This is a genomic window from Pseudomonas fulva (assembly GCF_023517795.1).
GTDB lineage: Bacteria > Pseudomonadota > Gammaproteobacteria > Pseudomonadales > Pseudomonadaceae > Aquipseudomonas > Aquipseudomonas fulva_D.
On the sequence record NZ_CP082928.1, the window covers coordinates 770,608 to 793,514 of the forward strand.

Below are 22,907 nucleotides of genomic sequence, written 5' to 3' on the forward strand. Positions count from 1 at the left end.
TTAACGCTCTTCTACACTCGCAGACCGTGCGAACGGCAGTGCATTTTCAGCAGTGCCAGGGGCGGATTGCTGACCATGCTGACGCAGGTACTCAGGCAGACGCTGTTCATGCCAGCCTTCACCTTCGGCAGACACGGTCTCTACAGCCGGCTGCTCGTCCGAAGTCTTGAAGCCTGCCAGAATGGCCGGCCCCTGAGCTTGCGGCAGGGCGATGGAAGGCTGATCCTGCTGCGCCAACTGGGCACCAGAAACGTCATCCTGATTGTAGAAGCGCACGCCGGCCAGTACGGCGACCGTCACGGTCGCAGCAACGGCTACGCGCCCCAGGCTGCGCCACGGACCACGCACGACCTTCTCCTGCACAACTGGAGTGGCATCGTTTTCCAGAGCCGCGGAAACGGCTGCAGCGATGTCCAGTTTTGGCACGAGCAGGTCCTTGTGCATCGCGGCACGGGCTACCTGGTAACGCGACCAGGTGGCACGCAGATCGGCATCGTCGCTCGCACCGAGCACACGCCGAAGTTCAAGTTCATCCGCTTCGTTATCCATCACCGCGGACAGCGATTCCTGCAGGGCTTCACGACTCATAGCGGTTCCTCTCTTGGCTGTCGCCGCTGTCTCAGGCTTCCTGCAACAGAGGTTGCAGGGACTTGTCGATGGCTTCACGCGCCCGAAAGATTCGCGAACGCACGGTACCAACTGGACACTGCATGACGCTCGCAATGTCTTCATAACTAAGACCATCAAATTCACGTAACGTTAGCGCCGTTCGTAAATCTTCTGGCAGTTGCTGGATGCTCCGATGCACGGTGGCTTCGATTTCATCCCTCAACAGGGCTCGCTCGGGAGATTCGATATCCTTGAGGGCGTGGTCGCCATCGTAGAACTCGGCATCCTCTGCACTTACATCGTTGTCCGGCGGCCGGCGGCCGCGAGAAACGAGATGATTCTTCGCCGTGTTGATGGCGATGCGGTACAGCCATGTATAGAACGCGCTGTCGCCGCGAAAGTTTCCCAGTGCCCGGTAAGCTTTTACAAAAGCTTCCTGGGCGACATCCTGAGCTTCATGGGTGTCGTGCACGAATCGCACGATCAACCCGAGAATCTTGTGCTGATACTTCAGCACCAACAGATCAAATGCTCGCTTGTCACCACGCTGCACGCGCTCGACCAGCTGCTGATCTTCTTCCTGGGTTAGCATGAATACTCCTCGTTGAGCCCGTAGGAGGTCTGCGCCTGCCAGAAGATCGATCTGCCGAAATAGACTCGAGTCATATGCAAAAGTTCTCCCCCTACGAACAAGCTTCCCACAAAACATTTTTTGGTTTTGCACGAAACCACGCACCAGGGCCACTGCCTGCTGCGCGAATTGTCTTTAGATCACCTGACGGGTCGAGTCGAATGGCACGACCACTCCGCTCACCAACTCGCCAGACACATTCCCTCTCCGGGGCGACTCCGCTATAGAACCCTGCCCCATGACAAAGTTCAGACAGGTTTCAGCGGATGAGATGCAGCTCCAGCATGGCGGCCAGCCGCGCAGGCATATCGCCATCCCAACACGATACACGTTCTGCGCCGGACAACCTACCAGGTCGGCTATTGTGCCGTTGCCCCCCTCTATATACTAGGGGCCACCGAGCCGCCGACATGGCCTCCCAAGCCCCACCGCAGGCTCATAGCGACCATCGAGTGATCTCCGGATACAAAAGGCCGTGCCGACAGAGAGCATTCGCAGTGCTCGACAGGCGCATCCTCTCAGTTGCACGCCATCCAGCGGACCCATAACAATGAGCCAACACTTTCAGCACGACGTTCTGGTCATCGGCAGCGGGGCCGCCGGCCTTACCCTGGCGCTCACGCTTCCCGACAACCTGAGCATCGCCGTGCTGAGCAAGGGCGAGTTGACCAATGGCTCGACCTACTGGGCCCAGGGCGGCGTCGCCGCGGTGCTGGATCACGGCGACACCATCGATTCCCATGTCAACGACACCCTCGACGCCGGTGCCGGCCTGTGCCGCGAAGATGCCGTGCGCTTCACCGTGGAGCACAGCCGCGAAGCCATCGAGTGGCTGATCGAACAGGGCGTGCCCTTCACCCGCGACGACGAGCACGATCGCGAGGACGGCGGCTTCGAATTTCACCTGACCCGCGAGGGCGGCCACAGCCACCGGCGCATCATCCACGCTGCCGATGCGACCGGCGCAGCCATCTTCAACACACTGCTCGAGCGCACACGCCAGCGCCGCAACGTGGAACTGCTCGAGCAGCGGGTCGCCGTGGATCTGATCACCGAACGCAAACTGGGTCGAGACGGCCAGCGCTGCCTGGGCGCCTACGTGCTGAACCGGCTCAGCGGCGAGGTGGACACTCATCACGCGCGCTTCGTCATCCTCGCCACCGGCGGTGCGGCCAAGGTCTACCTCTATACCAGCAACCCGGACGGTGCCTGCGGCGACGGCATCGCCATGGCCTGGCGCGCCGGCTGCCGGGTCGGCAACCTGGAATTCAATCAGTTCCACCCCACCTGCCTCTATCATCCCCAGGCCAAGAGCTTCCTGGTTACCGAGGCCCTGCGCGGTGAAGGCGCATTGCTGCGCCTGCCCAACGGCGAACGCTTCATGCCGCGCTTCGACCCCCGCGAGGAACTGGCACCACGGGACATCGTGGCCCGCGCCATCGACCATGAGATGAAGCGCCTGGGCATCGACTGCGTCTACCTGGATATCAGCCACAAGCCGGCGGACTTCGTCAAAAACCACTTCCCGACCGTTTACCGGCGCTGCCTGGAATTCGGCATCGACATCACCCGTCAGGCCATTCCGGTGGTACCCGCGGCCCACTACACCTGTGGCGGCGTGCTCGTCGATCAGGCCGGGCGCAGCGACGTGGCAGGTCTGTACGCCATTGGCGAAACCAGCTTCACCGGCCTGCACGGCGCCAACCGCATGGCCAGCAATTCATTGCTCGAGTGCTTCGTCTATGCACGCTCGGCCGCGGCCGACATCGTCGCCAACCTGGACCAGGTGGCGATGCCCGCCGACCTGCCCTCCTGGGACGCCAGCCAGGTCACCGACTCGGACGAGGACGTGATCATCGCGCACAACTGGGATGAGCTGCGGCGCTTCATGTGGGATTACGTGGGCATCGTGCGCACCACCAAACGCCTGCAACGCGCCCAGCACCGCGTGCGCCTTCTGCTCGATGAAATCGACGAGTTCTACAGCAACTACAAGGTCAGCCGCGACCTGATCGAGCTGCGTAACCTGGCCCAGGTAGCCGAGCTGATGATCCTGTCGGCCATGGCGCGCAAGGAGTCGCGGGGCCTGCACTACACCCTGGATTACCCGGAGCTGCTAGCCGAGGCGCGTGACACTATTCTGCAACCCGCCAACGCTGACGACTGAATTTCAGGCGCACCCGCAGGCGTCGATGCATGTCCGCCGACATGGCGTCGGCAGGGATGCACAGGCTGTAGGTGAACGGGCGCCCCGGCAGACGGAAGCGCACGATGACCAGCCAGGGCAGCGCCATGCTGTCCGCCTGCAGGGTCACGGGCTGCCACGGCCCGCCGCCGCGCTGCACCTGCCAACCGTCGTCGTCGTGCCGTAAACGGTTGAAAACGGCCGGATGGGTCAGCAACACATGCCTGGGCAATACCCAGGCGGCATGGCAGCCGCAAGCCAGCAGGCCGAGCAGGCGCGCCCAGAAGCCAATCTCGACGAGCAGTAACGTCAGCAGCGCCAGGGCCTGGGCGCACAGGTAGATCTCCAGCAACCGCCGTGACGGCCGCCAGTGGCACTCGAAGCGTTTACTTGGGCTGGACACGATCCAGGATCATGCGAACGATGTGACGCAGATCGGCATCCTCCGGCTCGCCACGCTGCATGAACCAGCCGAACATGTCCTGATCCTCGCACTCGAGCAGCTTGCGGTAACGGGCACGATCGTCCTCGTCGAGCGAGGGGTAGACCTCCTGCACGAAAGGCACCAGCAACACGTCCAGTTCCAGCATGCCACGCCGGCTGTGCCAGAAGAGGCGATTGAGTTCAGTGGCGTCGACCATGGCAGTGCTCCTCGGAAAAAGGCCGGCAGTATACCAACAGCGGCCGCTTGCATCAGCGTCGCCAGCCGAAACGCCAGGCGGCGCTTTTGCCTGTAGCTAGACGCTTGCCGCTGCTCTTATCATGGCAGCCTCATTCTTTGCCCACGATTGTCTCGACCATGGCCGACAGCGCTTTCTTTTGCCCGCTCACCCACGAAGGCATCCTTGCCGTGCGCGGCCCCGATGCAGGCAAGTTCCTGCAGGGCCAGATCACCTGCAACATCAACTACCTCGGCACCAGCGGCTCGAGCCTGGGCGCTCGCTGCACGCCAAAGGGCCGTATGCTGTCGAGCTTTCGTATCGTCAGCGTAGCCGACGGTTTTCTCCTGGCCATGAGCCAGGAGCTGCTGGCACCGCAGCTCGCCGAACTGCAGAAATATGCGGTGTTCTCCAAGGCCAAGCTGGGCGATGAAAGCGCCGCCTGGGTTCGCTTCGGCCTGGGTGGCGCGGATGCCGTCCTGCAGGCCCTGGGACTGGATCTCGCCACCCAGGCCGACAGCGTGACCAGTACGGACTCGCTGCTCGCCATTCGCCTCAGCGACGGCCGCGCCGAGTTATGGGCCCCGGCCGAGCAGGCCGAAACCCTGCGCGCACGCCTGAGCGAGCAGCTCGCCGAAGCCAGCCTCAATGACTGGTTGCTCGCACAGATCCGTGCGGGCATTGGCCAGGTGACCGGCACGACCCGCGAGCTGTTCATCCCGCAGATGATCAACCTGCAGGCCGTGGGCGGTGTGAGCTTCAAGAAGGGCTGCTACACCGGCCAGGAAATCGTCGCCCGCATGCAGTACCTGGGCAAGCTCAAGCGCCGCCTGTATCGCCTGCGCATGGCCGGCGAGCAACCGCCCGTGCCTGGTACCGAACTGTTCTCCCCCGTGCACCGCAGCGCGGTGGGCGAAGTGGTGCTGGCCGCCGCGAGTGCCGAGGGTGTCGAGCTGCTGGCGGTCGTGCAGGAAGATGCCGCGCTCGATGGCCGCGTTCACCTGGGCAGCCTCGAAGGTCTACCGCTCGACCTGCTCGAGCTGCCGTACGCGCTGGACAGCAACCGCGAAATCCAGCGCTGACGTACACTGCGTAGCGTCTGCCCTCACTCCGCCAATAACGAGAATTTCATGAGCAAACTCGCCGAAAAAGTCCTGCTGGATCTGACCAGGGCCATCGACCACGATGAACTGGTGCTGCCTACCCTGCCCGAGGTCGCCCTGAAGGTTCGCGAAGCGGCGGAGGATCCCAACGTCGGCATTCCCGAGATGACCAAGGTGATCGGCAACGATGCAGCGCTCACCGCGCGCATCATCAAGGTGGTGAACAGCCCGCTGCTGCGCACCAACCGGGAAATCACCGATCTGCAGATGGCCATCGGCCGCCTGGGCATCAACTACACCTGCAACCTGGCCACCGGCCTGGCCATGGAGCAGATGTTCCAGGCGACCACCGATGTGGTCGACCGCAAGATGCGCGAAGTGTGGACCAAGAGCACCGAGATCGCCGGTATCTGCCACGTGCTGTGCCGCCACTACACCCGCCTGATGCCGGATCAGGCCACCCTCGCCGGCCTGGTGCACCAGATTGGCGTGTTGCCGATTCTCACCTACGCCGAAGAGCACAGCGAGCTGCTGGCCGACTCGATCAGCCTCAACCACGTGATCGAGCAGATCCACCCGATCATCGGCGACAAGATCCTGCGCACCTGGGAATTCCCGGAAATGATCGCCTGCATCCCGAGCCAGTACCTGAACTTCAGCCGCGACGGTGGCAAGGTCGATTATGTGGACATCGTCCAGGTCGCCACGCTGCAGAGCCATCTCGGCACCCCGCACCCTTACACCCAGCTGGACTGGAGCCAGATCCCGGCGTTCGCCAAGCTCGGCATCAAGCCGGACCTGGATATCCATGCCGACGAAGATCTGTCGGCGGCCATGGACGCTGCCATGACCATGCTGCAGTGATCGCAGCGGGGCGAGGCCTGCCTCGCCCCGCGGTCAACCGGCCTCGCCGCGAAATACCACGCGCACCAGCAGCCCATGGGGGCTGGCCTGATGCAGGCTGATATCGGCCCGGTGGGCGCGGCAGATCTCACCGACGATGGCCAGCCCCAGGCCAGCGCCCAGCCCCTGGGCCTGGCGTCGGTAGAAACGCTCGAATACCCGCTCCCGATCCTCCTCGGGAATGCCCGGCCCATCATCCTCGACCTCCAGCACGCCCGGCTCCTGCACCCGCAGGATGACGTTGCCGCCGGCTTCGGTATAGGCCATGGCGTTGTCGACCAGATTGCACAACAGCTCGTTGAGCAGCGTCGGCTCGCCGCGAATCCACACCGGCTGCTCGGCCTCCAGCGCCAGGGCGACGCCGCGCGAATGGGCCAGGGGCGCCAACGCCATACCCAGTTCGCGAGCCAGCTGGCTGAGATCCAGGCGTAATGCGCCGCCCTCGGCGATCGCCCGCGCGCCGCTTTCGATCCGCGCCAGTGACAGCAACTGGTTGGCCAGGTGGGTCAGGCGATCGGCATTGAGGGCGGCGTCTTCCAGCGTCGCGTGCCAGATACGCGGATCCTCATCGCGCAAGCCCAGCTCGACCCGGGCCTTGAGCGCCGCCAGGGGCGTGCGCAGCTCATGGGAGGCATCGGCGATGAACTGCGATTGTCGCTCGAACAGGCCGCGCAGGCGGTCGTTGAACTGATTCAGGGCGTTTACCAGCGGTCGCAGCTCCCTGGGCATGTCCTCGTCCGGCAGTGGCCGCAGGTCGTCGCTGCTGCGTGCGGCGACCGTCCTGCGCAGGCTTTCGAGCGGGCGCAACCCGGCGCTCACCGCCAACCAGACCAGCAGCAGCGCGCTGAGCGACAGCAAGCCCATCCGCCACAGCGTGCCCAACAGCAGGTCGCGGGTCATGCGCTCCCGGGCGCCCTGAGTTTCAGCCACGCGGATCTCGGCGACCCCGCTGTAACCGGGCTCGCTGACCGGCTGCAGAAAGCTCACCACCCGCACCCCCTGGCCGCGGTAGTCGCCGTCGTAGAATTTGGCCAGTGCCGGGTAATCGTTGGTTCGCGGCGTGTCTGGGGGCGCCGCTGGCAGGTCTTCGTAACCCGAAACCAGTTCACCCTTGGGCCCGAGCACCTGGTAGTAGATACGCCCGGCGCTGTCGTAGGCGAAGGTGTCCAGGGCGATATAGGGTACGTTGGCGCTGAGCATGCCCTCGACGGCGTAGAGCCCGTCGGAGATCGCCCGTGCCGATGCCAGCAGGGTGCGGTCATAGGCCGTATCGGCGGCGTGCCGGGCGCTCCAGTAGGCGGTCAGGCTGCTGACCAGAAGGATCACCGTGAACAGCACGGCCAGCCGGCGAATCAGCCGGCCACGCAAACTGCCGGGGCTAACCACCCGTGGCTTCCAGCAGATAACCCAGACCGCGGAAGGTGACGATACGCACCGCACCGCCTTCGAGCTTCTTGCGCAGGCGATGGACGTAGATCTCGATGGAATCGGCGCTCGCCTCCTCGTCCAGGCCGAACACCTGGGAGGCCAGCTGTTCCTTGCTCATGACCCGCCCGGGCCGGGAGATCATCGCCTCGAGCACGGCCTGTTCACGGGAAGTCAGGGCGAGGCTTTCCTCCAGCAGGGTGAAGCGCCGGGTATCTAGGTCATACACCAGGTCGCCACAGCGCAACTGCTGCTCGCCACCGAGCATGCTGCGACGCAGCAAGGCCTTGACCCGCGCCTCCAGCTCGCTCAGTTCGAAGGGTTTGGCCAGGTAGTCGTCAGCGCCCAGGTTGAGGCCGTGCACGCGGTCCTTGACCTCGCCGCGGGCCGTGAGCATCAGCACCGGCACCGTCTTGCCACGGGCGCGCAAACGGGCCAGGACCTCGAAGCCGTCCATGCGTGGCAGGCCGACATCCAGAATCGCCAGGGCGTACTCCTCGCTGCCGAGGGCGAGATCTGCCGCCACGCCATCATGCAGAACATCCACCGTCCAACCCGCGCTCTTGAGCGCCTGGGTGACGCTTGCCGCCAATTGCGGATGATCCTCGACCAGCAGAATTCGCACTGCAACCTCCAACCGAACCATGGACTTGACCGCCATGTGTGGCGAGAGTTTACCGCTAGTGCGAGGAGTTGGCAGTTACGGCGTGCAACGACGGCACATATGCAACAACTTGCCCCATTGAAAGGTTGATGAAAGGTTGCACTTCTAGGATCGCTCCAGGGCGGCTCGATCCGCTCACAAAACGATCTGCGCCGTGCCGTGCGATCGTGAAAACAATAACAACAATGGAGTTACCCCACATGCCAACAGCCATGCGCCAGGCCATCTCGCCGTTGAGCTTGCTCAGCCTCGCACTGCCAACCGCGCTGCTCGCCCCAATGGCTCACGCTGCTTTCGTCGAAGACAGCTCTGCCAGCCTGACCACCACCAATATCTACCTGAACCGTGATTTCCGCGAAGGCACTGGCCAGAACAAACGCGAAGAATGGGGTCAGGGTTTCCTGCTGGACCTGCGCTCCGGCTTCACCGAAGGCACCGTCGGTTTTGGCGTCGATGCGATGGGCATGCTGGGCGTCAAGCTGGATTCCGGCGGCGGCCGCACCGGTACCGACCTGTTGCCGGTTCAGGACGACGGCGGCACGCCGGACGAGTTCTCCCGTCTGGGCCTGACCGCCAAGCTCAAGGTGTCCGAAACCGAGTTGCGCTACGGCTCGCACATTCCCGAGCTGCCGGTGATCAAGGCCAGCGACAGCCGCTTGCTGCCGCAGGTATTCGAAGGCGGCCTGCTGACCTCGTCCGAACTGGACGGCCTGACCTTCACCGGTGGTCGCCTGGACAAGGTCATCGACCGTGCCTCGACCAACTCCGAAGACCTCGTGCTCAACAGCAAGAACGGCCGTTATGCCGGCGGCATCACCGCCGACCATCTCGACCTCGCGGGTCTCGATTATGCGTTCAGCAAAAACGTGACGGGGCGGTATTACTTCGCCGACCTCGACGATATCTATCGCCAGCATTTCTTCGGGCTGCAGACCAAGCACCCCCTGGGCGCCGGCGTACTCTCCAGCGACCTGCGCCTGACCATCAGCAACGATAGCGGCGCGTCCAAGGCCGGCAAGATCGACAACCGCGCCCTGAACGGCATGGTCAGTTACGCCATCAGCAGCCACAAGTTCGGCCTCGGCTATCAGGACATGAGCGGCGACACCGGCTTCGCCTACATCGATGGCAGCGATCCGTTCCTGGTCAACTTCGTGCAGATCAACGACTTTGCCAACGCCGACGAACGTTCCTGGCAAGCCCGCTACGACTTCGACTTCGCCAAGGTCGGCGTTCCTGGCCTGAGCTTCATGACCCGCTACATCAGCGGTGACGACGCCAAGATCAGCGGCAGCAACCAGACCGGCGGCGATTGGGAGCGCGACATCGAACTCAAGTACGTGGTGCAGAGCGGCGCGCTGAAAGATCTCTACGTGCGCTTGCGCAATGCCAGCTTCCGCTCCGATTTCGCCCGCGATGCCGATGAAAACCGCATCATCGTTGGCTACTCGCTGCCAATTTGGTAACTCACAATAAAAACTCTGAGGACCCGTCCCATGAAAAAAACCTTTACCCGTATAGCCCTGACAGCCGCCTGCATGGCCTTCGCAGGCCCGTTGCTGGCCGACGAGCCCCGTCGTCCGGAATGCATCGCGCCGGCGGCCCCCGGCGGCGGCTTCGACCTGACCTGCAAGCTGGCGCAGAGCGCGCTGGTGGAAAGCAAGCTGCTCAAATCACCGATGCGTGTGACCTACATGCCCGGCGGCGTCGGTGCGGTGGCCTACAACGCGGTGGTCGCCCAGCGTCCGTCCGAAGCGGGCACCATCACCGCCTTCTCCAGCGGCTCGCTGCTCAACCTGGCCCAGGGCAAGTTCGGCCGTTTCGACGAGAACGCCGTGAAGTGGCTGGCCGGCGTCGGCACCAGCTATGGCGCCCTGGCGGTACGCAAGGACTCGCCGTTCAAGACCCTCGACGATCTGGTCAAGGCGCTGAAAGACAACCCGGGCAAGGTGGTGATCGGCTCCGGCGGCACCGTTGGCAGCCAGGACTGGATGCAGACCGCGCTGATCGCCCGCGCTGCCGGCATCGACCCACGGGAACTGCGTTACGTGGCAATGGAAGGGGGTGGCGAGCTGGCCACCGCCCTGCTCGGTGGCCACATCCAGGTAGCCAGTACCGATATCTCCGACTCGGTGCCACACATCGAAAGCGGTGACATGCGCATTCTCGCGGTGTTCTCCGAAGAGCGCCTGCCGGGTGACGTGGTCGCCAGCATTCCGACCGCCAAGGAGCAGGGCTTCGATGTGGTCTGGCCGGTGATCCGCGGCTTCTACCTCGGCCCGAAGGTCAGCGACGAAGCCTACACCTGGTGGAAGAATTCCTTCGACCAGCTGCTGGCCTCCGAAGACTTCGCCAAGCTGCGTGAGGATCGCGAGCTCTACCCGTTCGCCATGACCGGTGACGAGCTGGACGCCTACGTCAAGAAGCAGGTCGCGCAATACAAGGAACTGGCCCAGGAATTCGGCCTGATCCAGCAGTAACACCCGCTCCGCATCCTTTACCCCGTCATCCTCTGGGCACCGCCCAGGGGGTGCCTTCGCCATGCAAAAAAAGAGGATTTCCTCAATGTCGCAACGCATTTTCGGCGTCGTGCTGCTGCTCGCCTGTGTCGCGCTGGGCATCGTTGCCTGGGGCTATCACGCGCCCTTCTCCTATGAACCGGTGGGCCCCCGTGCCTACCCGATGCTGCTGCTGATCCTCATGGGTCTGGGCGCCATCTACCTGCTGGTCAAGAAGCCTTCGAGCAGCGCCTCGCACAGCGACGAGCCGCCTCTGGATCGTCACGTGATCGGCAAGGTGGTCGGCTGCGTGGTGATCCTCACCATCTACGCCGCCCTGTTCGAACCCCTGGGCTTCGTGCCGGCCAGCCTGATTTTCGGCATCGCCATGGCGCGCCTGTACGAAGGCACCTGGGTCGCCAGCGTGATTTCCGGCGTGGTACTGGCCATCGGTCTGTACCTGCTGTTCGACAAAATCCTCGACGTACCGCTGCCGCTCGGCATCCTGTCCTCCCTGGAGATCTGATCCGTGGATACTTTTAGCTACCTGGGTCAGGGCTTCGGCGTCGCCCTGAGCCCCTACAACCTGTTCACCGCCCTGTGCGGCACCCTGATCGGCACCATCGTCGGCCTGCTGCCGGGCCTGGGCCCGATCAACGGCGTGGCCCTGCTGATCCCGATCGCCTTCGCCCTCGGCCTGCCACCGGAAACCGCGCTGATCCTGCTCGCCGCCGTGTACCTGGGCTGCGAATACGGCGGCCGTATTTCCTCGATCCTGCTGAACATCCCGGGCGAAGCCTCGGCGGTGATGACCACCCTGGACGGCTACCCGCTGGCGCGCCAGGGCAAGGCCGGTGTGGCCCTGTCGATCTCCGCCTGGAGCTCGTTCGTCGGTGGCCTGATGGCGACCTGTGGGGTGGTGATCTTCGCCCCGCTGCTGGCCAAGTGGGCAGTGGCCTTCGGCCCGGCCGAATACTTCGTGCTGATGGTGTTCGCCATCGTCTGCCTGGCAGGCATGGCCGGCAACAAACCAATGAAGACCGCCATCGCGGCCTGTATTGGCTTGTTCCTGTCGTGCGTCGGTATCGATTCGAACAGCGGCGTGTACCGCTTCACCTTCGGCAGCCTGGGCCTGGCCGATGGCATCCAGTTCGTGGTGCTGGTACTGGGTCTGTTCTCGGTCAGCGAGATTCTGGTGCTGCTGGAGCGTACCCACCACGGTCAGAAGGCCATCGAAGCCAAGGGCCGCATGCTCTTCAACCTGAAGGAAGGCCTGTCGGTGCTGGCCACCAACCTGCGCAGCGGCGCGGTCGGTTTCGGCCTGGGCATCCTGCCCGGCGCAGGCGCGACCCTGGCCAGTGCGGTGGCGTACATGAGCGAAAAGCGCCTGGCCCACAAGGACAACAAGTTCGGCAACGGTGACCTGCGCGGCCTGGCGGCCCCGGAAACCGCCAACAGCGCCTCGGCCTGCGGCTCCATGGTGCCGATGCTGACCCTCGGCGTTCCCGGCTCCGGCACCACCGCGGTGATGCTCGGCGCCCTGACGCTGTACAACATCACCCCGGGCCCGCTGCTGTTCCAGAACCAGCCGGACATCGTCTGGGGGTTGATCGCCTCGCTGTTCGTGGCCAACGTCATGCTCATCGTGATGAACGTGCCGATGATCAAGATATTCACCAAGATCCTCGCCGTGCCGTACTGGGCACTGGTGCCGGCCATCGCCATCATCACCTCGATCGGCGTCTACGCCGTGCACGCCACCGCGTTCGACCTGTACCTGATGATCGGCATCGGCATCGCCGGCTACATCCTGCGCAAGATGGACTTCCCGCTGTCGGCGATCCTGCTGGGCTTCATCCTCGGCGGCCTGATGGAACAGAACCTGCGCCGCGCCCTGTCGATCTCCAACGGCGAGCTGGGCATCCTGTTCGCCAGCCCGATCACCTGGGGCGTGTGGACGCTGATCGTGGCGATGATCGCCCTGCCGTTCTACCGTACCTGGCGCAAGCGCAGCCAGCGCAAGGCCGAAGCGGCCAATGCCTGATAGCGACGCCCCCCACGGCAACCCCAGGCACCTGCGCAACTGGTGGCTCACGCCACTGGTTGGCGCAGCGGGTGGTTATCTGGCCAGCCTCATCGGCTGGCCTTTGCCTTGGGTGATCGGGTCCCTGCTGGCAGTTATCCTGCTGCGCTGCAGCGGTGTGCTCAGCCAGGAAATGCCCGGCGGGCGCCAGGTGGGCCAGTGGCTGGTGGCCGCCGGCATTGGCCTGCACTTCACCAGCGAAGTGCTCGAGCAGGTACTCGGCAACCTGACGATCATCCTGCTCGGCGCCTTCGCTACTCTCGCCCTCAGTGCCATTGGCATTGCCGGTCTGCGCCGCGCCGGGGTGGATCGTGCCAAGGCGTTCTTCGCCAGCATGCCGGGCGGCGCCAGCGAGATGGTCAACCTGTCCCGTCGCCACGGCGCGCAACCGGCACGCATCGCCGCTGCGCACAGCGTGCGCCTGCTGATGGTCATCCTGCTGATCCCGGCACTGTTCACCTGGGGCCTGCCGCCCGTCGAACCCGCAGCGCCGATGGCGGTGGACTGGTTCTGGCTGGCCATCCTGCTACCGGCAGGTGCCTTGCTGGCTCTGCTGTGGCGACGACTCGGGCAACCCAACCCCTGGATGCTCGGCCCATTGACGCTGTGCGCCGCGGCCAGCGTGACCTTCGATCTGCATATCGGCATGCCGGGCTGGCTCGGTCAGCTCGGCCAGTGGCTGATCGGTTGCGCCCTTGGCTGTCATTTCGACCGGGCGTTCTTTCGCAGTGCCCCGGGTTTTCTCGCGAGGGTGGTGCTGTTCACCCTACTGGCGATGATCGTCACGGCGCTGCTCGGCTCGGCCATCGGCTGGCTGAGCGGTAACGAATCGGTGTCGCTGATGCTCGGCATGATGCCCGGCGGCATCACCGAGCTGTGCCTGACCGCAGAAGCGCTGCAGTTGTCGGTGGCCCTGGTCACGGCGCTGCAGGCCTTGCGCCTGTTTCTGGTGATGTTCCTGGCCGAGCCCTTGTTCCGGCTATGGCAACGCCACTCGCCGCAGCCCTGACCGCCCAAGCCTGACTCCGTGGGCTTTTTTTAGCGGATATGTCCAAACGGGTGCTGTCGATATGGCTGGCGTACTCTTTGCCAGTGCGCGCCAAGAGGAATCGACATGCCCGGGTATCTGAAGAGCTTGCTCCTGCTGCTATCGCTCGGCCTGCTGGTCAGTGCCTGCAGCAAGGCCGGCCTGGCCTATCGCAACCTGGACTGGGTGATTTCCTGGCGGGTGGATCAGTACCTGGATCTCGATTCACAGCAGAAGGCCTGGTTCAAGCCCAGGCTACAGGAACACCTGGCCTGGCATTGCAGCAGCGAACTGCCGCGTTACGTGGACTGGCTGCAGCGCACCGAGCAGTTGGTCCAGCAGCCTGCACCGGATGCCGGCCAACTGGAAACGCAGATGATCGAGGCCGAGCAGGCCTTCAACGCCATCATGCAGCAGACCACCCCGACGACCGTCGCCCTACTCGCCGACCTGCGCCCCGAACAGGTCCAGCGGTTGTACGCCCGTATGGAAAAGGACAACCGCGAGGACCGACAGAAGTTTCTCGAACCGCCCATGGAAACCCAGATCAGCGAGCGCGCCGAACGCCTGGAAAAACGCCTGAACCCCTGGTTCGGCAGCCTCAACGAAACGCAGAAGGCGCGCGTCGCCCAATGGGCCAGCGAGCGCCGCGATCAGAACCGTCTGTGGCTGGAAAACCGCGCACGCTGGCAGGGCGAGTTTCGCCGCGTGCTGGATGAACGTGATGCCCCGGACTTCGCCCAAAGCATGAGCCATGTGCTGGAGAACCGCCGCGGCGGCCATGACGAGCAAACCACCCACGCCTACGAACAATCGCGTCAGGCCATGGCCGCACTGCTCAGCGACCTGCTGGCTGCAGCCGACGACAGCCAGCGCGACCGGGTGACCCAGCGCCTGGCTTCCATAAGCTCCGACCTAGCCGCAGAGATCTGTAGCGGCTGACTAGTTCTGAAGCGGCGGTAGACGCCAGTCGATCGGCGTCAGCCCGTTCTGCTCGAGGAACTTGTTGGTGCGGCTGAAATGGCCGTTGCCGATAAAGCCCCGATGCGCCGACAACGGCGACGGGTGCGGCGAACGCAGCACCAGATGCTTGCTGGTGTCGATCAGCCGCTCCTTGCTCTGCGCATGGGCGCCCCAGAGCAAAAACACCAGATGCGGGCGCTGCTCGCTGACCACCGAAATGATCCGGTCCGTGAACGGTTGCCAGCCCTTGGCCGCATGGGAGCCGGCATTGGCGCGCTCGACGGTGAGCGAGGTGTTGAGCAGGAGTACGCCCTGCTCCGCCCAGGACTGCAGATAGCCATGGTTGGGAATATCGATATTGAGGTCGCGCTTGAGCTCCTTATAGATGTTCACCAGCGACGGCGGCGTGGCCACTCCGGGCTGCACCGAGAAGCACAGGCCATGGGCCTGGCCTGGACCGTGGTAAGGATCCTGGCCGATGATCACCACCTTGACCTGATCGAGGGGCGTGGAATCCAGCGCGTTGAAGATCAGCGGGCCGGGTGGATAGATCTCCTTGCCTGCCGCCTTTTCCTGGCGCAGGAAATCGCCCAGGGCGCTCATGTAAGGCTTGTCGAATTCGTCGTGGAGCGCCTGTTTCCAGCCGGCCTCCAGCTTGACCTTGTCTGCGGCGGACATGCCTGCTCCCGGTAATCCAGTGAAACCGGCACGCTAGAGAAGCCTCCTGCTCAAGTCAAGGCAACCCCCCGGTCAAGAGCGACGGCAAGGTTTGGCGGCGGCAATTTCTTAGACCAAAAGCGAATCACGGGAACAGCCGCAACAGGTTAAAACGGAGCAGCCAATGCTCGATCAGCCCGGTGGCGTGGGTAGGTGGTTTCGTCCGGCGGCGGCGCACGCGCTGGTAGCCTGGCGAGCGGCACCAGCCTGGCCATTCGGGCATACGGCAAACCGAATCGCGTAACGCCGGCCGGCCTTTGGCGCTACAGTAAAGACAACACCGCTAGCAGAGGACACCTTATGAGTACGGCGCTGGAACCCTACAAACCCGGTATCTTCGACCTGACCCACAAGCTCACGGTGGAAAAGCACGGCCACACCGCCCTGCTGACCATCAACAACCCGCCCGCCAATACCTGGGACCGGGAATCACTGATCGGTCTCAAGCAGCTTGTCGACCATCTGGACCGCGACGACGACATCTATGCCCTGGTCATTACCGGCCAGGGCGGCAAATTCTTCTCGGCCGGCGCCGACCTGAAACTGTTCGCCGACGGCGACAAGGCCCGCGCCCGGGAAATGGCCAGCCGCTTCGGCGAGGCCTTCGAGCGGCTCAGCGCCTTCCGCGGTGTGTCCATCGCGGCCATCAATGGCTACGCCATGGGCGGCGGCCTGGAATGCGCCCTGGCCTGCGACATCCGCATCGCCGAGCGCCAGGCCATGATGGCCCTGCCAGAGGCCAGCGTCGGCCTGCTGCCCTGCGCCGGCGGCACCCAGAACCTGCCCTGGCTGGTGGGTGAAGGCTGGGCGAAACGGATGATCCTGTGTGGCGAGCGGGTCGATGCCGACACGGCACTGCGCATCGGCCTGGTGGAGCAGGTGGTCGATACCGGCGAAGCCCGTGGCCATGCCCTGCTGCTGGCCGCCAAGGTCGCCAGCCAGAGCCCGGTGGCGGTACGCGCCATCAAGCCGCTGATCCAGGGCGCCCGGGAACGCGCGCCGGCCACCTGGCTGCCGGCCGAGCGCGAACGCTTCGTCGATCTGTTCGACGCCGCCGATACGCGCGAAGGGGTCAACGCCTTTCTGGAAAAGCGCACGGCCAACTGGCGCAATCAATGACGTCTGCCGGCAACTGCCTCGGGAACTGCACATGAATGTCACCTTCGAAGAACGCCCCAGCCTGCATGGCTACCGCATCGCCATCGCCAGCCTGGACGCCCCTGCCAGCCTCAATGCCCTGTCGCTGCCGATGATCGACGCCCTGCAGGATCGCCTGCGGGCCTGGGCCGACGACGCCGGTATCGCCTGCGTGCTGCTGCGCGGCAACGGCAGCAAGGCGTTCTGCGCCGGCGGCGATGTGGTGCAACTGGCCAAGCAATGCCTGGCCAGCCCCGGTGAGGCACCCGAACTTGCCGAGCGCTTCTTCGCCCGTGAGTATCGCCTCGATCACTATCTGCACACCTACGCCAAGCCGCTGATCTGCTGGGCTCACGGCCACGTGCTGGGTGGCGGCATGGGGCTGCTGCAGGGCGCCGGGATTCGCATCGTCACGCCGAGCAGCCGGCTGGCCATGCCGGAAATCAGCATCGGCCTGTTTCCGGACGTCGGCGGCAGCCACTTCCTGTCTCGCCTGCCCGGCAAGCTGGGCCTGTTCTTCGGGCTGACCGCCAGCCCCCTGAATGCCCGCGACGCCCTCGACCTGAACCTGGCCGATCGTTTTCTGCTGGACACCCAGCAGGACGCCCTGATCGACGGGCTGATCCAGCTGAACTGGCGCGAACAGGCCGACCTGCAACTGCACAGCCTGCTCAAGGCGCTCGAGCAGCAAGCCTGTAGCGAGCTGCCCGCCGCGCAATGGCTGCCACGCCGCGAGCGCCTCGACGCGCTGCTCGACCAGGCCACCCTGCCCCTGAGCTGGCAAGCCCTGGCCAGCCTGGAGAACGATGACGACGCCCTGCTCGCCAAGGCCGCCAAGACCCTGCTCGGCGGCAGCCCGCTGACCGGACATCTGGTGTGGGAGCAGATCAGGCGCGCCCGGCACCTGTCATTGGCCCAGGTGTTTCGGATGGAATACGGCATGAGCCTGAGCTGCTGTCGTCACCCTGAGTTCGCCGAAGGTGTGCGGGCCCGGCTGATCGACAAGGATCACGCCCCGCGCTGGCACTGGCCGGACGTGAATCAGGTGCCGGAGCAGGTGATCGCCGCGCATTTCGCGGCGCTCGACGATCACCCGCTGGCCGACCTGGCCTGACCGATCAGCGCTCGCGCAGCGCCTCGGCGCGAGCGCGGATGATCGGCTTGAGCAGGTAGCTGAGTACGCTCTTCTTGCCGGTGATGATGTCCACCGAGGTAACCATGCCCGGAATGATCAGCAGCGGGTGCTCCTCGGTACCGAGGTGGCTTTTCTCGGTGCGCAGCTTGATCAGGTAGAAACTGTTGCCTTCCTCATCGGTCACGGTGTCTGCACCGATCTGCTCCAGCTTGGCCTTGAGGCCACCGTAGATGGTGTAGTCGTAGGCGGTGAACTTGACCACGGCTTCCTGCCCCGGGTGCAGGAAGGCGATGTCCTGCGGGCGGATGCGCGCCTCGACCAGGATGGTGTCGTCGATGGGCACGATTTCCACCATGTCGCTGCCGGGCTGGATCACACCGCCGATGGTGTTGACCAGCAGCTGCTTGACGATGCCCCGCACCGGCGAAGTGACCAGGGTGCGGTTGACCCGGTCCTCGAGCGCCTTGCCAGTGGATTCGATCTTGCTCAGGTCGGTGCGCACCTCGTTGAGCTGGGTCAGCGCCTCGCTGCGGAAACGCCCTCGGGTTTCGTCGATCTTGCGCTCCACCTCCTTGATCGCTGCTTCGGCACGTGGGATGGCCAGGCCGGTCGCCTCCAGCTGACCGCGGGCCTCGACCTCGGCCCGCTTGAGGCGCAGCACCTCGACCGGGGAAACGGCGCCTTCAGCCACCAGTGGCTCGGACATGCGAATCTCCTGGCGCAGCAATTCCAGGCTGTTACGGAATTGACCTTGCTTGGACGCGTATTCCCGCACTTCCTGACGGCGCTGGGTCAACTGTTCCTGCAGCCCGGCGATCTCGTCCTGCAACTGCTGCTGACGGCTGAGGAACAGCGCCCGCTCGCTCTGTGCCAGGCCTGGTGCCTTGGCGGCGATGTCTTCGGGAATGGCCAGCTCACGCCCTTCGACCTCGGCGCTCAGGCGTTCGACGCGCATGGCCAGCGACAAGCGATCGGCTTCGGTCTCGCCCACGTTCGACGCGAACCGTGTGTCGTCCAGGCGCAGCAAGGGCGTGCCGGCTTCGACCACCTGCCCTTCGTGGACGAACAGCTCGGAAACGATGCCGCCTTCCAGGTTCTGGATCTTCTGCACCCGCGAGGACGGGATGGCCTTGCCGTCTCCGCGGGTCACCTCGTCGACTTCGGCGAAATTGGCCCACAGCAGGCAGAACACCACGAAGGCGATGATCCCCCAGAGGGTCAGGCGCAACACCCGCGGCGCATCCTCGATGAGCGCCTTGCGCACCTCGGGCAGCGGCTCGTCGCCAACCTCGTCACGGGGGCCGAAATAGGCAGCGGCAGCGCGCATGAAGCGCTGGAAGGCGTGCTTAACTGACACTGATCTGCCCCTTCTTCAATGCCTCCATGACGCTCTCTTTCGGGCCGTCGGCAATGATGCGCCCCCGGTCGACGATGACCAACCGCTCCACCAGGCTGAGCATCGAGGCGCGGTGGGTGACCAGCAGCAGTGTCTTGTTCTTGCTGATGGCGGCAAGGCGCTGCTTGAGGCGCTCCTCGCCGGTGTTGTCCATCGCGCTGGTGGGCTCGTCGAGCAGCAGGATCGGCGGATCCAGCAGCAGTGCCCGGGCCAGGGCCACGTTCTGGCGCTGACCACCGGAAAGGTTCTGGCCGCGCTCGCCGACCTGCAGCTCATAACCGTTGGGGTGCAAACGCGCGAACTCGTGCACGCCGGCCAGCTCGGCGGCCTGCAGCACCAGTTCGTCCTCGACGTAGCGTGCGCCCGACACCAGATTGTCGCGCAGGGTGCCGGCGAACAGCTGGATATCCTGGGGCACGTAGCCGATGTTGTAGCGCACGTCGCTGACATCCAGCTGGCGCACATCGATACCGTCGACCAGCAGGCTGCCGGCATCGGCCTGGTAGAGGCCGACGATCAGTTTGGCCAGCGAGCTCTTGCCGGAGCCGCTGCGGCCGATGATGCCGACCTTTTCACCAGGACGGATCACCAGGTTGATGCCCTGCAATGCCGCCTGCTGCTGGTCCGGGTAATGGAAATCCAGCTGGCGAAATTCGATGCCACCCTGTAGCGTCTGGCGCTTGAGGGGGCGCTCGTCGGCCTGGCGCTCCTGGGGCAGCTCCATCATCTGGTTGACCGAGTCCAGCGTCACGCGGGCCTGCTGGTAACGGATCAGCAGACCGGACACCTGCGCCAGGGGCCCCAGGGCGCGGGAGCTGAGCATGTAGCAGGCAATCAGGCCGCCCATGCTCAGGTTGCCGGCGATGATCTGGTACACGCCCAGCACGATGATCACCACGCCGGCGAGTTGCTGCAGCAACAGCGTCGAGTTCATCGCCAGGCTCGACAACATCCGCGCCTTGAGTTCGAAGCGGCCCAGGGTGCCGATGGTCTGCTCCCAGAGGTACTGACGCTCGCTCTCCGCGTTGTTGACCTTGACCGCATCCAGGCCGGCCAAGCTCTCGATCAGGCCGGACTGGCGCTCGGCCGCCAGGGCCATGCTGCGCTCCATGGTCTTGGCCAGCGGTTTTTGCAACGCCCAACCGATCAGCGCAACCAGCGGAAAGGCCAGGATGGGGATCCACACCAGATGCCCGCCCAGGTAGGCGATGACCGCGAGAATCAGGATGGTGAACGGCAGGTCGATAACGCTGGCCAGCGTCAGGGACGCGAGAAAGTCGCGCAGGCTCTGAAACTCGTGAATGTTCTGGGCGAAGCTGCCGACCCGCGCCGGACGATGCTTCATCGCCATGCCGACGATGCGCTCGAACAGGGTGGCAGAGATGATCATGTCGGTCTTCTTGCCGGCCAGGTCCAGGCACAGGCCGCGCAACGTCTTGAGCAGCAGATCGAAGATGAACACCCCACAGATGCCGACGGCCAGCACCCACAACGTCGCCTCGGCCTGGTTGGGCACGACGCGGTCATAGACGTTCATCACGAACAGCGGGGTGACCAGGCCGATCAGGTTGATCAGCAGGCTGGCCGCGACCGCGTCTATATACAGCCAGCGCGAGCGCTTGAGGGTATCTTTGAACCATGAGCTGGCTCGGGGAATGAGCTCGCCACGGGTGAAGTCGAACTTGTGCTGAGGCTGGGCGAAGAACACCCGGCCGCTGTAATCCTCGGCCAGGGTTTCGATGCTGACCCGTACCTCACCGCCTTCCGTCTCGCTGGGCATGATGCGCGCCTGCCCATCGGCCTCCCAGCCAAGCAGCAACGCACTGCGGCCGTCGCGCAGCAACAGCAGGGCGGGCAACGCCAGTTCGGGGATCTTGTCGAGATTGCGCCGCAACCAGCGGCCCTGCAGCCCGGCGCGGGCGGCAGCCCGGGGGAGCAACTCGGCACTCAGGCGCTGCTTGGGCAGCGGCAGCCCGGCAGTGAGCATGGCCCGGCTGACGGATTTCTGATGGAGACTGCACAACGACAGCAAACTATCCAGCAGAGGATCGTCGTAACGGTCACGAGGATCGTTACGTGGCTGGGATGGATCAGGTTCTACTGCCACTGCACATTTACCCTTACCTAAAAAACCGAACTCTAGTTCATGTTGGGCAGTTGCACATTAGTCTTGACCGTATCGAGCGGCACGGATGCCATCGGCGCCGCGATTCCCTGGCTCTTGAGCAGCGTACCGGTGGTCGCCTTGATGCGGTAATGGGTGAACAGTTCGGTAAAGCGCACTTCCTGGAGGCGGCGGGCGGCAGTGAAGTATTCGTTTTCGCTGTCCAGCAGATCCAGCAGCGTGCGCTCGCCCAGCCCGAACTGCTTCTGGTAGGAGTCACGCACGCGGGAGCTGTGGTCGACGTATTGCTGAGCGATCGGCAGTTGCGCGCGGGCGTTCTGCAGTGCGTTCCAGGCCAGCCCGACTTCCTCGTTGAGCACGCGCAATGCATTGTTGCGGATATCCATGGCCTGGTTGCTCAGGTACGCCCTGGAGCGCACGTTGGCGCTGTCGCTACCGCCCGCGTACAGGTTGTAGCGCATGCGCACCATTGCCTGCCATTCCTTGTTCTCCCCTTCCACACCATCGACGTTGTCGTTGAGGCCGGTGGACACTTCGGCATCGAAGCGTGGGTAGTAGATGCTTTTGGCCGCGGCGTATTGCGCCTCGGTCGCCTTCACATCGGCCTCGGCCGAGCTGATGTTGGGGTTGTTGGCCAGCAATTCGTCACGGGCAGCCGTCAGGCTTTCGGGCAGGTGCACGCCCATGCTGTCCGGCATGGCGAGGTCGACGGGCTCGCGACCCACCACGCTCAGGTAGGTGATCTGGGCATCGGCCAGATTGGTCTGTTCGGTCAGCAGGTTGTTGCGCGCCTGGGCCAGGCGCGCCTCGGCCTGATCGAGATCGGCCATGCGCCCGACACCGCGCTCGCTGCGCAGGGAAATCTGATCGTAGATGCGCTCGTGGCTGCGCAGGTTCTCTTCTGCCAGGCGCGCCAACTCCTGACGCTGCAGGACATCCAGGTAGACCTGGGCCACCTCCAGCGCCGTGCGCTCGGAGTTGGCCAGCAGCGCATAGGCACGGGCGTTGACGGTAGCGCGCTGACGAGCGACTTCATTGCGGGTGGCGAAGCCGTCGAACAGCATCTGCTGAACGGTCAGGCTGGCTTCGGAACGGTTAAGCGTCCGATAACCGCTGTCGTCACTGGCACGGGTACTGTTGTTCTCGGTACCCTCGCGGCCATAACCGGCCTGCACGTCGACACGCGGCAGATAGCCTGCCCGCGCCGCCTTCATATCCTCTTCCACCGCCAGCCGCGCATTGATACCGGACTGGATTTCAGGATGCACGGTGAGTGCGTTCTGCATGGCCTCGGTCAACGTCTGCGCCTGGGCTGAAACGGAAATGGCAAGGGCAAGAGGAAGCGTGGCAATGAAACGCATGGTCAGTAAATTCCCTGTTAAAGCCGACATGTTTTATCGGTGTATATCAAGTCGCCGAGCAACCGGCCGAAGACTATCATTGCCACTGAACTTCAAGTGTTTAATAGAAGACAAAACAGCTGAAAATATCAAAGTGACATCAATGGGTCCGATTGTTTATGATCAGACCCGAAGGGTCAATAGTCTGGCGGTTAACCTCGCGCAATAAATTTCCGCCAATTATATGACGACGTATTTTCAGCATTATCCGCTATAAATCGGTATAGACGCTTTTCACAGATTTTAC

At 64.0% G+C, this 22,907-nt stretch carries 21 protein-coding genes; 11 read left to right on the forward strand and 10 right to left on the reverse strand.

Annotation, left to right across the window (positions count from 1 at the left end; all coding sequences use genetic code 11):
- Both K8U54_RS03485 and rpoE read right to left on the reverse strand, forming a co-directional pair.
- On the reverse strand, positions 1-588 hold the full coding sequence (locus K8U54_RS03485) for a sigma-E factor negative regulatory protein (RefSeq protein ID WP_249908894.1): 588 nt from the start codon (positions 586-588) through the stop codon (positions 1-3).
- A 31-nt stretch (positions 589-619) separates the two neighbouring features.
- Complete coding sequence (gene rpoE, locus K8U54_RS03490; RefSeq protein ID WP_013792331.1) at positions 620-1,201, reverse strand: RNA polymerase sigma factor RpoE; 582 nt, start codon at positions 1,199-1,201, stop codon at positions 620-622.
- 589 nt (positions 1,202-1,790) lie between these two features.
- Here rpoE and nadB point away from each other — a divergent pair.
- Positions 1,791-3,407 (forward strand): L-aspartate oxidase, encoded by a 1,617-nt coding sequence (nadB, locus tag K8U54_RS03495; RefSeq protein WP_249908895.1) that lies wholly within the window; start codon positions 1,791-1,793, stop codon positions 3,405-3,407.
- Here nadB and K8U54_RS03500 read toward each other — a convergent pair.
- Positions 3,376-3,828 carry a protein YgfX gene (locus K8U54_RS03500; protein WP_249908896.1) on the reverse strand — a complete coding sequence of 151 codons (453 nt, stop codon included), beginning with the start codon at positions 3,826-3,828 and terminating at the stop codon, positions 3,376-3,378. The two genes, nadB and K8U54_RS03500, sit on opposite strands and share 32 nt — an antisense overlap.
- Positions 3,812-4,066, reverse strand: a complete 255-nt coding sequence (locus tag K8U54_RS03505) for a succinate dehydrogenase assembly factor 2 (protein ID WP_249908897.1) — start codon at positions 4,064-4,066, stop codon at positions 3,812-3,814. The genes K8U54_RS03500 and K8U54_RS03505 overlap by 17 nt, the downstream gene beginning before the upstream one ends.
- A 158-nt stretch (positions 4,067-4,224) precedes the next feature.
- Between K8U54_RS03505 and K8U54_RS03510 the strand changes: the two genes are divergently transcribed.
- Positions 4,225-5,166 (forward strand): YgfZ/GcvT domain-containing protein, encoded by a 942-nt coding sequence (locus K8U54_RS03510; RefSeq protein WP_249908898.1) that lies wholly within the window; start codon positions 4,225-4,227, stop codon positions 5,164-5,166.
- Between the two features lie 48 nt (positions 5,167-5,214).
- Complete coding sequence (locus K8U54_RS03515) at positions 5,215-6,051, forward strand: HDOD domain-containing protein (RefSeq protein WP_070886590.1); 837 nt, start codon at positions 5,215-5,217, stop codon at positions 6,049-6,051.
- A gap of 33 nt (positions 6,052-6,084) precedes the next feature.
- Here K8U54_RS03515 and K8U54_RS03520 read toward each other — a convergent pair whose 3' ends face one another.
- Positions 6,085-7,476 (reverse strand): sensor histidine kinase, encoded by a 1,392-nt coding sequence (locus K8U54_RS03520; RefSeq protein WP_249908899.1) that lies wholly within the window; start codon positions 7,474-7,476, stop codon positions 6,085-6,087.
- Entirely contained in the window at positions 7,469-8,140 is a 672-nt protein-coding gene (locus K8U54_RS03525) for a response regulator (protein ID WP_249908900.1), read from the reverse strand. Before K8U54_RS03525 ends, K8U54_RS03520 begins: the two co-directional genes overlap by 8 nt.
- A gap of 239 nt (positions 8,141-8,379) precedes the next feature.
- On the opposite strand from K8U54_RS03525, the gene K8U54_RS03530 reads away from it, so the two are divergent.
- The 6 genes from K8U54_RS03530 (at position 8,380) to K8U54_RS03555 (ending at position 14,729) form a co-directional block, all read left to right on the forward strand.
- Positions 8,380-9,645 (forward strand): OprD family porin, encoded by a 1,266-nt coding sequence (locus tag K8U54_RS03530; protein ID WP_249908901.1) that lies wholly within the window; start codon positions 8,380-8,382, stop codon positions 9,643-9,645.
- A gap of 30 nt (positions 9,646-9,675) precedes the next feature.
- The gene (locus tag K8U54_RS03535) at positions 9,676-10,659 is read left to right on the forward strand and encodes a Bug family tripartite tricarboxylate transporter substrate binding protein (protein ID WP_249908902.1); all 984 of its coding nucleotides are present in this window, start codon (positions 9,676-9,678) and stop codon (positions 10,657-10,659) included.
- An 85-nt stretch (positions 10,660-10,744) separates the two neighbouring features.
- Positions 10,745-11,203, forward strand: a complete 459-nt coding sequence (locus K8U54_RS03540) for a tripartite tricarboxylate transporter TctB family protein (RefSeq protein ID WP_249908903.1) — start codon at positions 10,745-10,747, stop codon at positions 11,201-11,203.
- Between the two features lie 3 nt (positions 11,204-11,206).
- Complete coding sequence (locus K8U54_RS03545) at positions 11,207-12,721, forward strand: tripartite tricarboxylate transporter permease (RefSeq protein WP_249908904.1); 1,515 nt, start codon at positions 11,207-11,209, stop codon at positions 12,719-12,721.
- Positions 12,714-13,769 (forward strand): AbrB family transcriptional regulator, encoded by a 1,056-nt coding sequence (locus tag K8U54_RS03550; RefSeq protein WP_249908905.1) that lies wholly within the window; start codon positions 12,714-12,716, stop codon positions 13,767-13,769. The genes K8U54_RS03545 and K8U54_RS03550 overlap by 8 nt, the downstream gene beginning before the upstream one ends.
- Before the next feature lie 105 nt (positions 13,770-13,874).
- Positions 13,875-14,729 (forward strand): DUF6279 family lipoprotein, encoded by an 855-nt coding sequence (locus K8U54_RS03555; protein WP_249908906.1) that lies wholly within the window; start codon positions 13,875-13,877, stop codon positions 14,727-14,729.
- Here K8U54_RS03555 and ung read toward each other — a convergent pair whose 3' ends face one another.
- Positions 14,730-15,428 carry a uracil-DNA glycosylase gene (gene ung / locus K8U54_RS03560; protein ID WP_249908907.1) on the reverse strand — a complete coding sequence of 233 codons (699 nt, stop codon included), beginning with the start codon at positions 15,426-15,428 and terminating at the stop codon, positions 14,730-14,732.
- 339 nt (positions 15,429-15,767) lie between these two features.
- On the opposite strand from ung, the gene K8U54_RS03565 reads away from it, so the two are divergent.
- Positions 15,768-16,586: an enoyl-CoA hydratase gene (locus K8U54_RS03565; protein ID WP_249908908.1), complete on the forward strand. Its 819-nt coding sequence runs from the start codon at positions 15,768-15,770 to the stop codon at positions 16,584-16,586.
- A 31-nt stretch (positions 16,587-16,617) separates the two neighbouring features.
- Positions 16,618-17,718, forward strand: coding sequence for an enoyl-CoA hydratase/isomerase family protein (locus K8U54_RS03570; protein WP_249908909.1), 1,101 nt, complete (start codon positions 16,618-16,620; stop codon positions 17,716-17,718).
- A gap of 4 nt (positions 17,719-17,722) precedes the next feature.
- Here K8U54_RS03570 and K8U54_RS03575 read toward each other — a convergent pair whose 3' ends face one another.
- The 3 genes from K8U54_RS03575 to K8U54_RS03585 are packed head-to-tail and all read right to left on the reverse strand — an operon-like array spanning position 17,723 to position 22,627.
- Positions 17,723-19,066: an HlyD family type I secretion periplasmic adaptor subunit gene (locus tag K8U54_RS03575; protein WP_249910385.1), complete on the reverse strand. Its 1,344-nt coding sequence runs from the start codon at positions 19,064-19,066 to the stop codon at positions 17,723-17,725.
- A 19-nt stretch (positions 19,067-19,085) separates the two neighbouring features.
- Positions 19,086-21,242, reverse strand: coding sequence for a type I secretion system permease/ATPase (locus tag K8U54_RS03580; RefSeq protein ID WP_249908910.1), 2,157 nt, complete (start codon positions 21,240-21,242; stop codon positions 19,086-19,088).
- A 32-nt stretch (positions 21,243-21,274) separates the two neighbouring features.
- On the reverse strand, positions 21,275-22,627 hold the full coding sequence (locus tag K8U54_RS03585) for a TolC family outer membrane protein (protein WP_434060010.1): 1,353 nt from the start codon (positions 22,625-22,627) through the stop codon (positions 21,275-21,277).
- Positions 22,628-22,907: the final 280 nt, after the last annotated feature.

What these genes read in the sequence shown, in the direction of transcription:
- K8U54_RS03550 (WP_249908905.1), top strand. Translation starts at nt 12,714, where the DNA reads ATGCCTGATAGCGACGCCCCCCACGGCAACCCCAGGCACCTGCGCAAC.
- K8U54_RS03485 (WP_249908894.1), bottom strand. Translation starts at nt 588, where the DNA reads ATGAGTCGTGAAGCCCTGCAGGAATCGCTGTCCGCGGTGATGGATAAC.
- K8U54_RS03530 (WP_249908901.1), top strand. Translation starts at nt 8,380, where the DNA reads ATGCCAACAGCCATGCGCCAGGCCATCTCGCCGTTGAGCTTGCTCAGC.
- K8U54_RS03575 (WP_249910385.1), bottom strand. Translation starts at nt 19,066, where the DNA reads ATGCGCGCTGCCGCTGCCTATTTCGGCCCCCGTGACGAGGTTGGCGAC.
- nadB (WP_249908895.1), top strand. Translation starts at nt 1,791, where the DNA reads ATGAGCCAACACTTTCAGCACGACGTTCTGGTCATCGGCAGCGGGGCC.
- rpoE (WP_013792331.1), bottom strand. Translation starts at nt 1,201, where the DNA reads ATGCTAACCCAGGAAGAAGATCAGCAGCTGGTCGAGCGCGTGCAGCGT.
- ung (WP_249908907.1), bottom strand. Translation starts at nt 15,428, where the DNA reads ATGTCCGCCGCAGACAAGGTCAAGCTGGAGGCCGGCTGGAAACAGGCG.
- K8U54_RS03570 (WP_249908909.1), top strand. Translation starts at nt 16,618, where the DNA reads ATGAATGTCACCTTCGAAGAACGCCCCAGCCTGCATGGCTACCGCATC.
- K8U54_RS03515 (WP_070886590.1), top strand. Translation starts at nt 5,215, where the DNA reads ATGAGCAAACTCGCCGAAAAAGTCCTGCTGGATCTGACCAGGGCCATC.
- K8U54_RS03535 (WP_249908902.1), top strand. Translation starts at nt 9,676, where the DNA reads ATGAAAAAAACCTTTACCCGTATAGCCCTGACAGCCGCCTGCATGGCC.
- K8U54_RS03505 (WP_249908897.1), bottom strand. Translation starts at nt 4,066, where the DNA reads ATGGTCGACGCCACTGAACTCAATCGCCTCTTCTGGCACAGCCGGCGT.
- K8U54_RS03540 (WP_249908903.1), top strand. Translation starts at nt 10,745, where the DNA reads ATGTCGCAACGCATTTTCGGCGTCGTGCTGCTGCTCGCCTGTGTCGCG.
- K8U54_RS03555 (WP_249908906.1), top strand. Translation starts at nt 13,875, where the DNA reads ATGCCCGGGTATCTGAAGAGCTTGCTCCTGCTGCTATCGCTCGGCCTG.
- K8U54_RS03565 (WP_249908908.1), top strand. Translation starts at nt 15,768, where the DNA reads ATGAGTACGGCGCTGGAACCCTACAAACCCGGTATCTTCGACCTGACC.
- K8U54_RS03510 (WP_249908898.1), top strand. Translation starts at nt 4,225, where the DNA reads ATGGCCGACAGCGCTTTCTTTTGCCCGCTCACCCACGAAGGCATCCTT.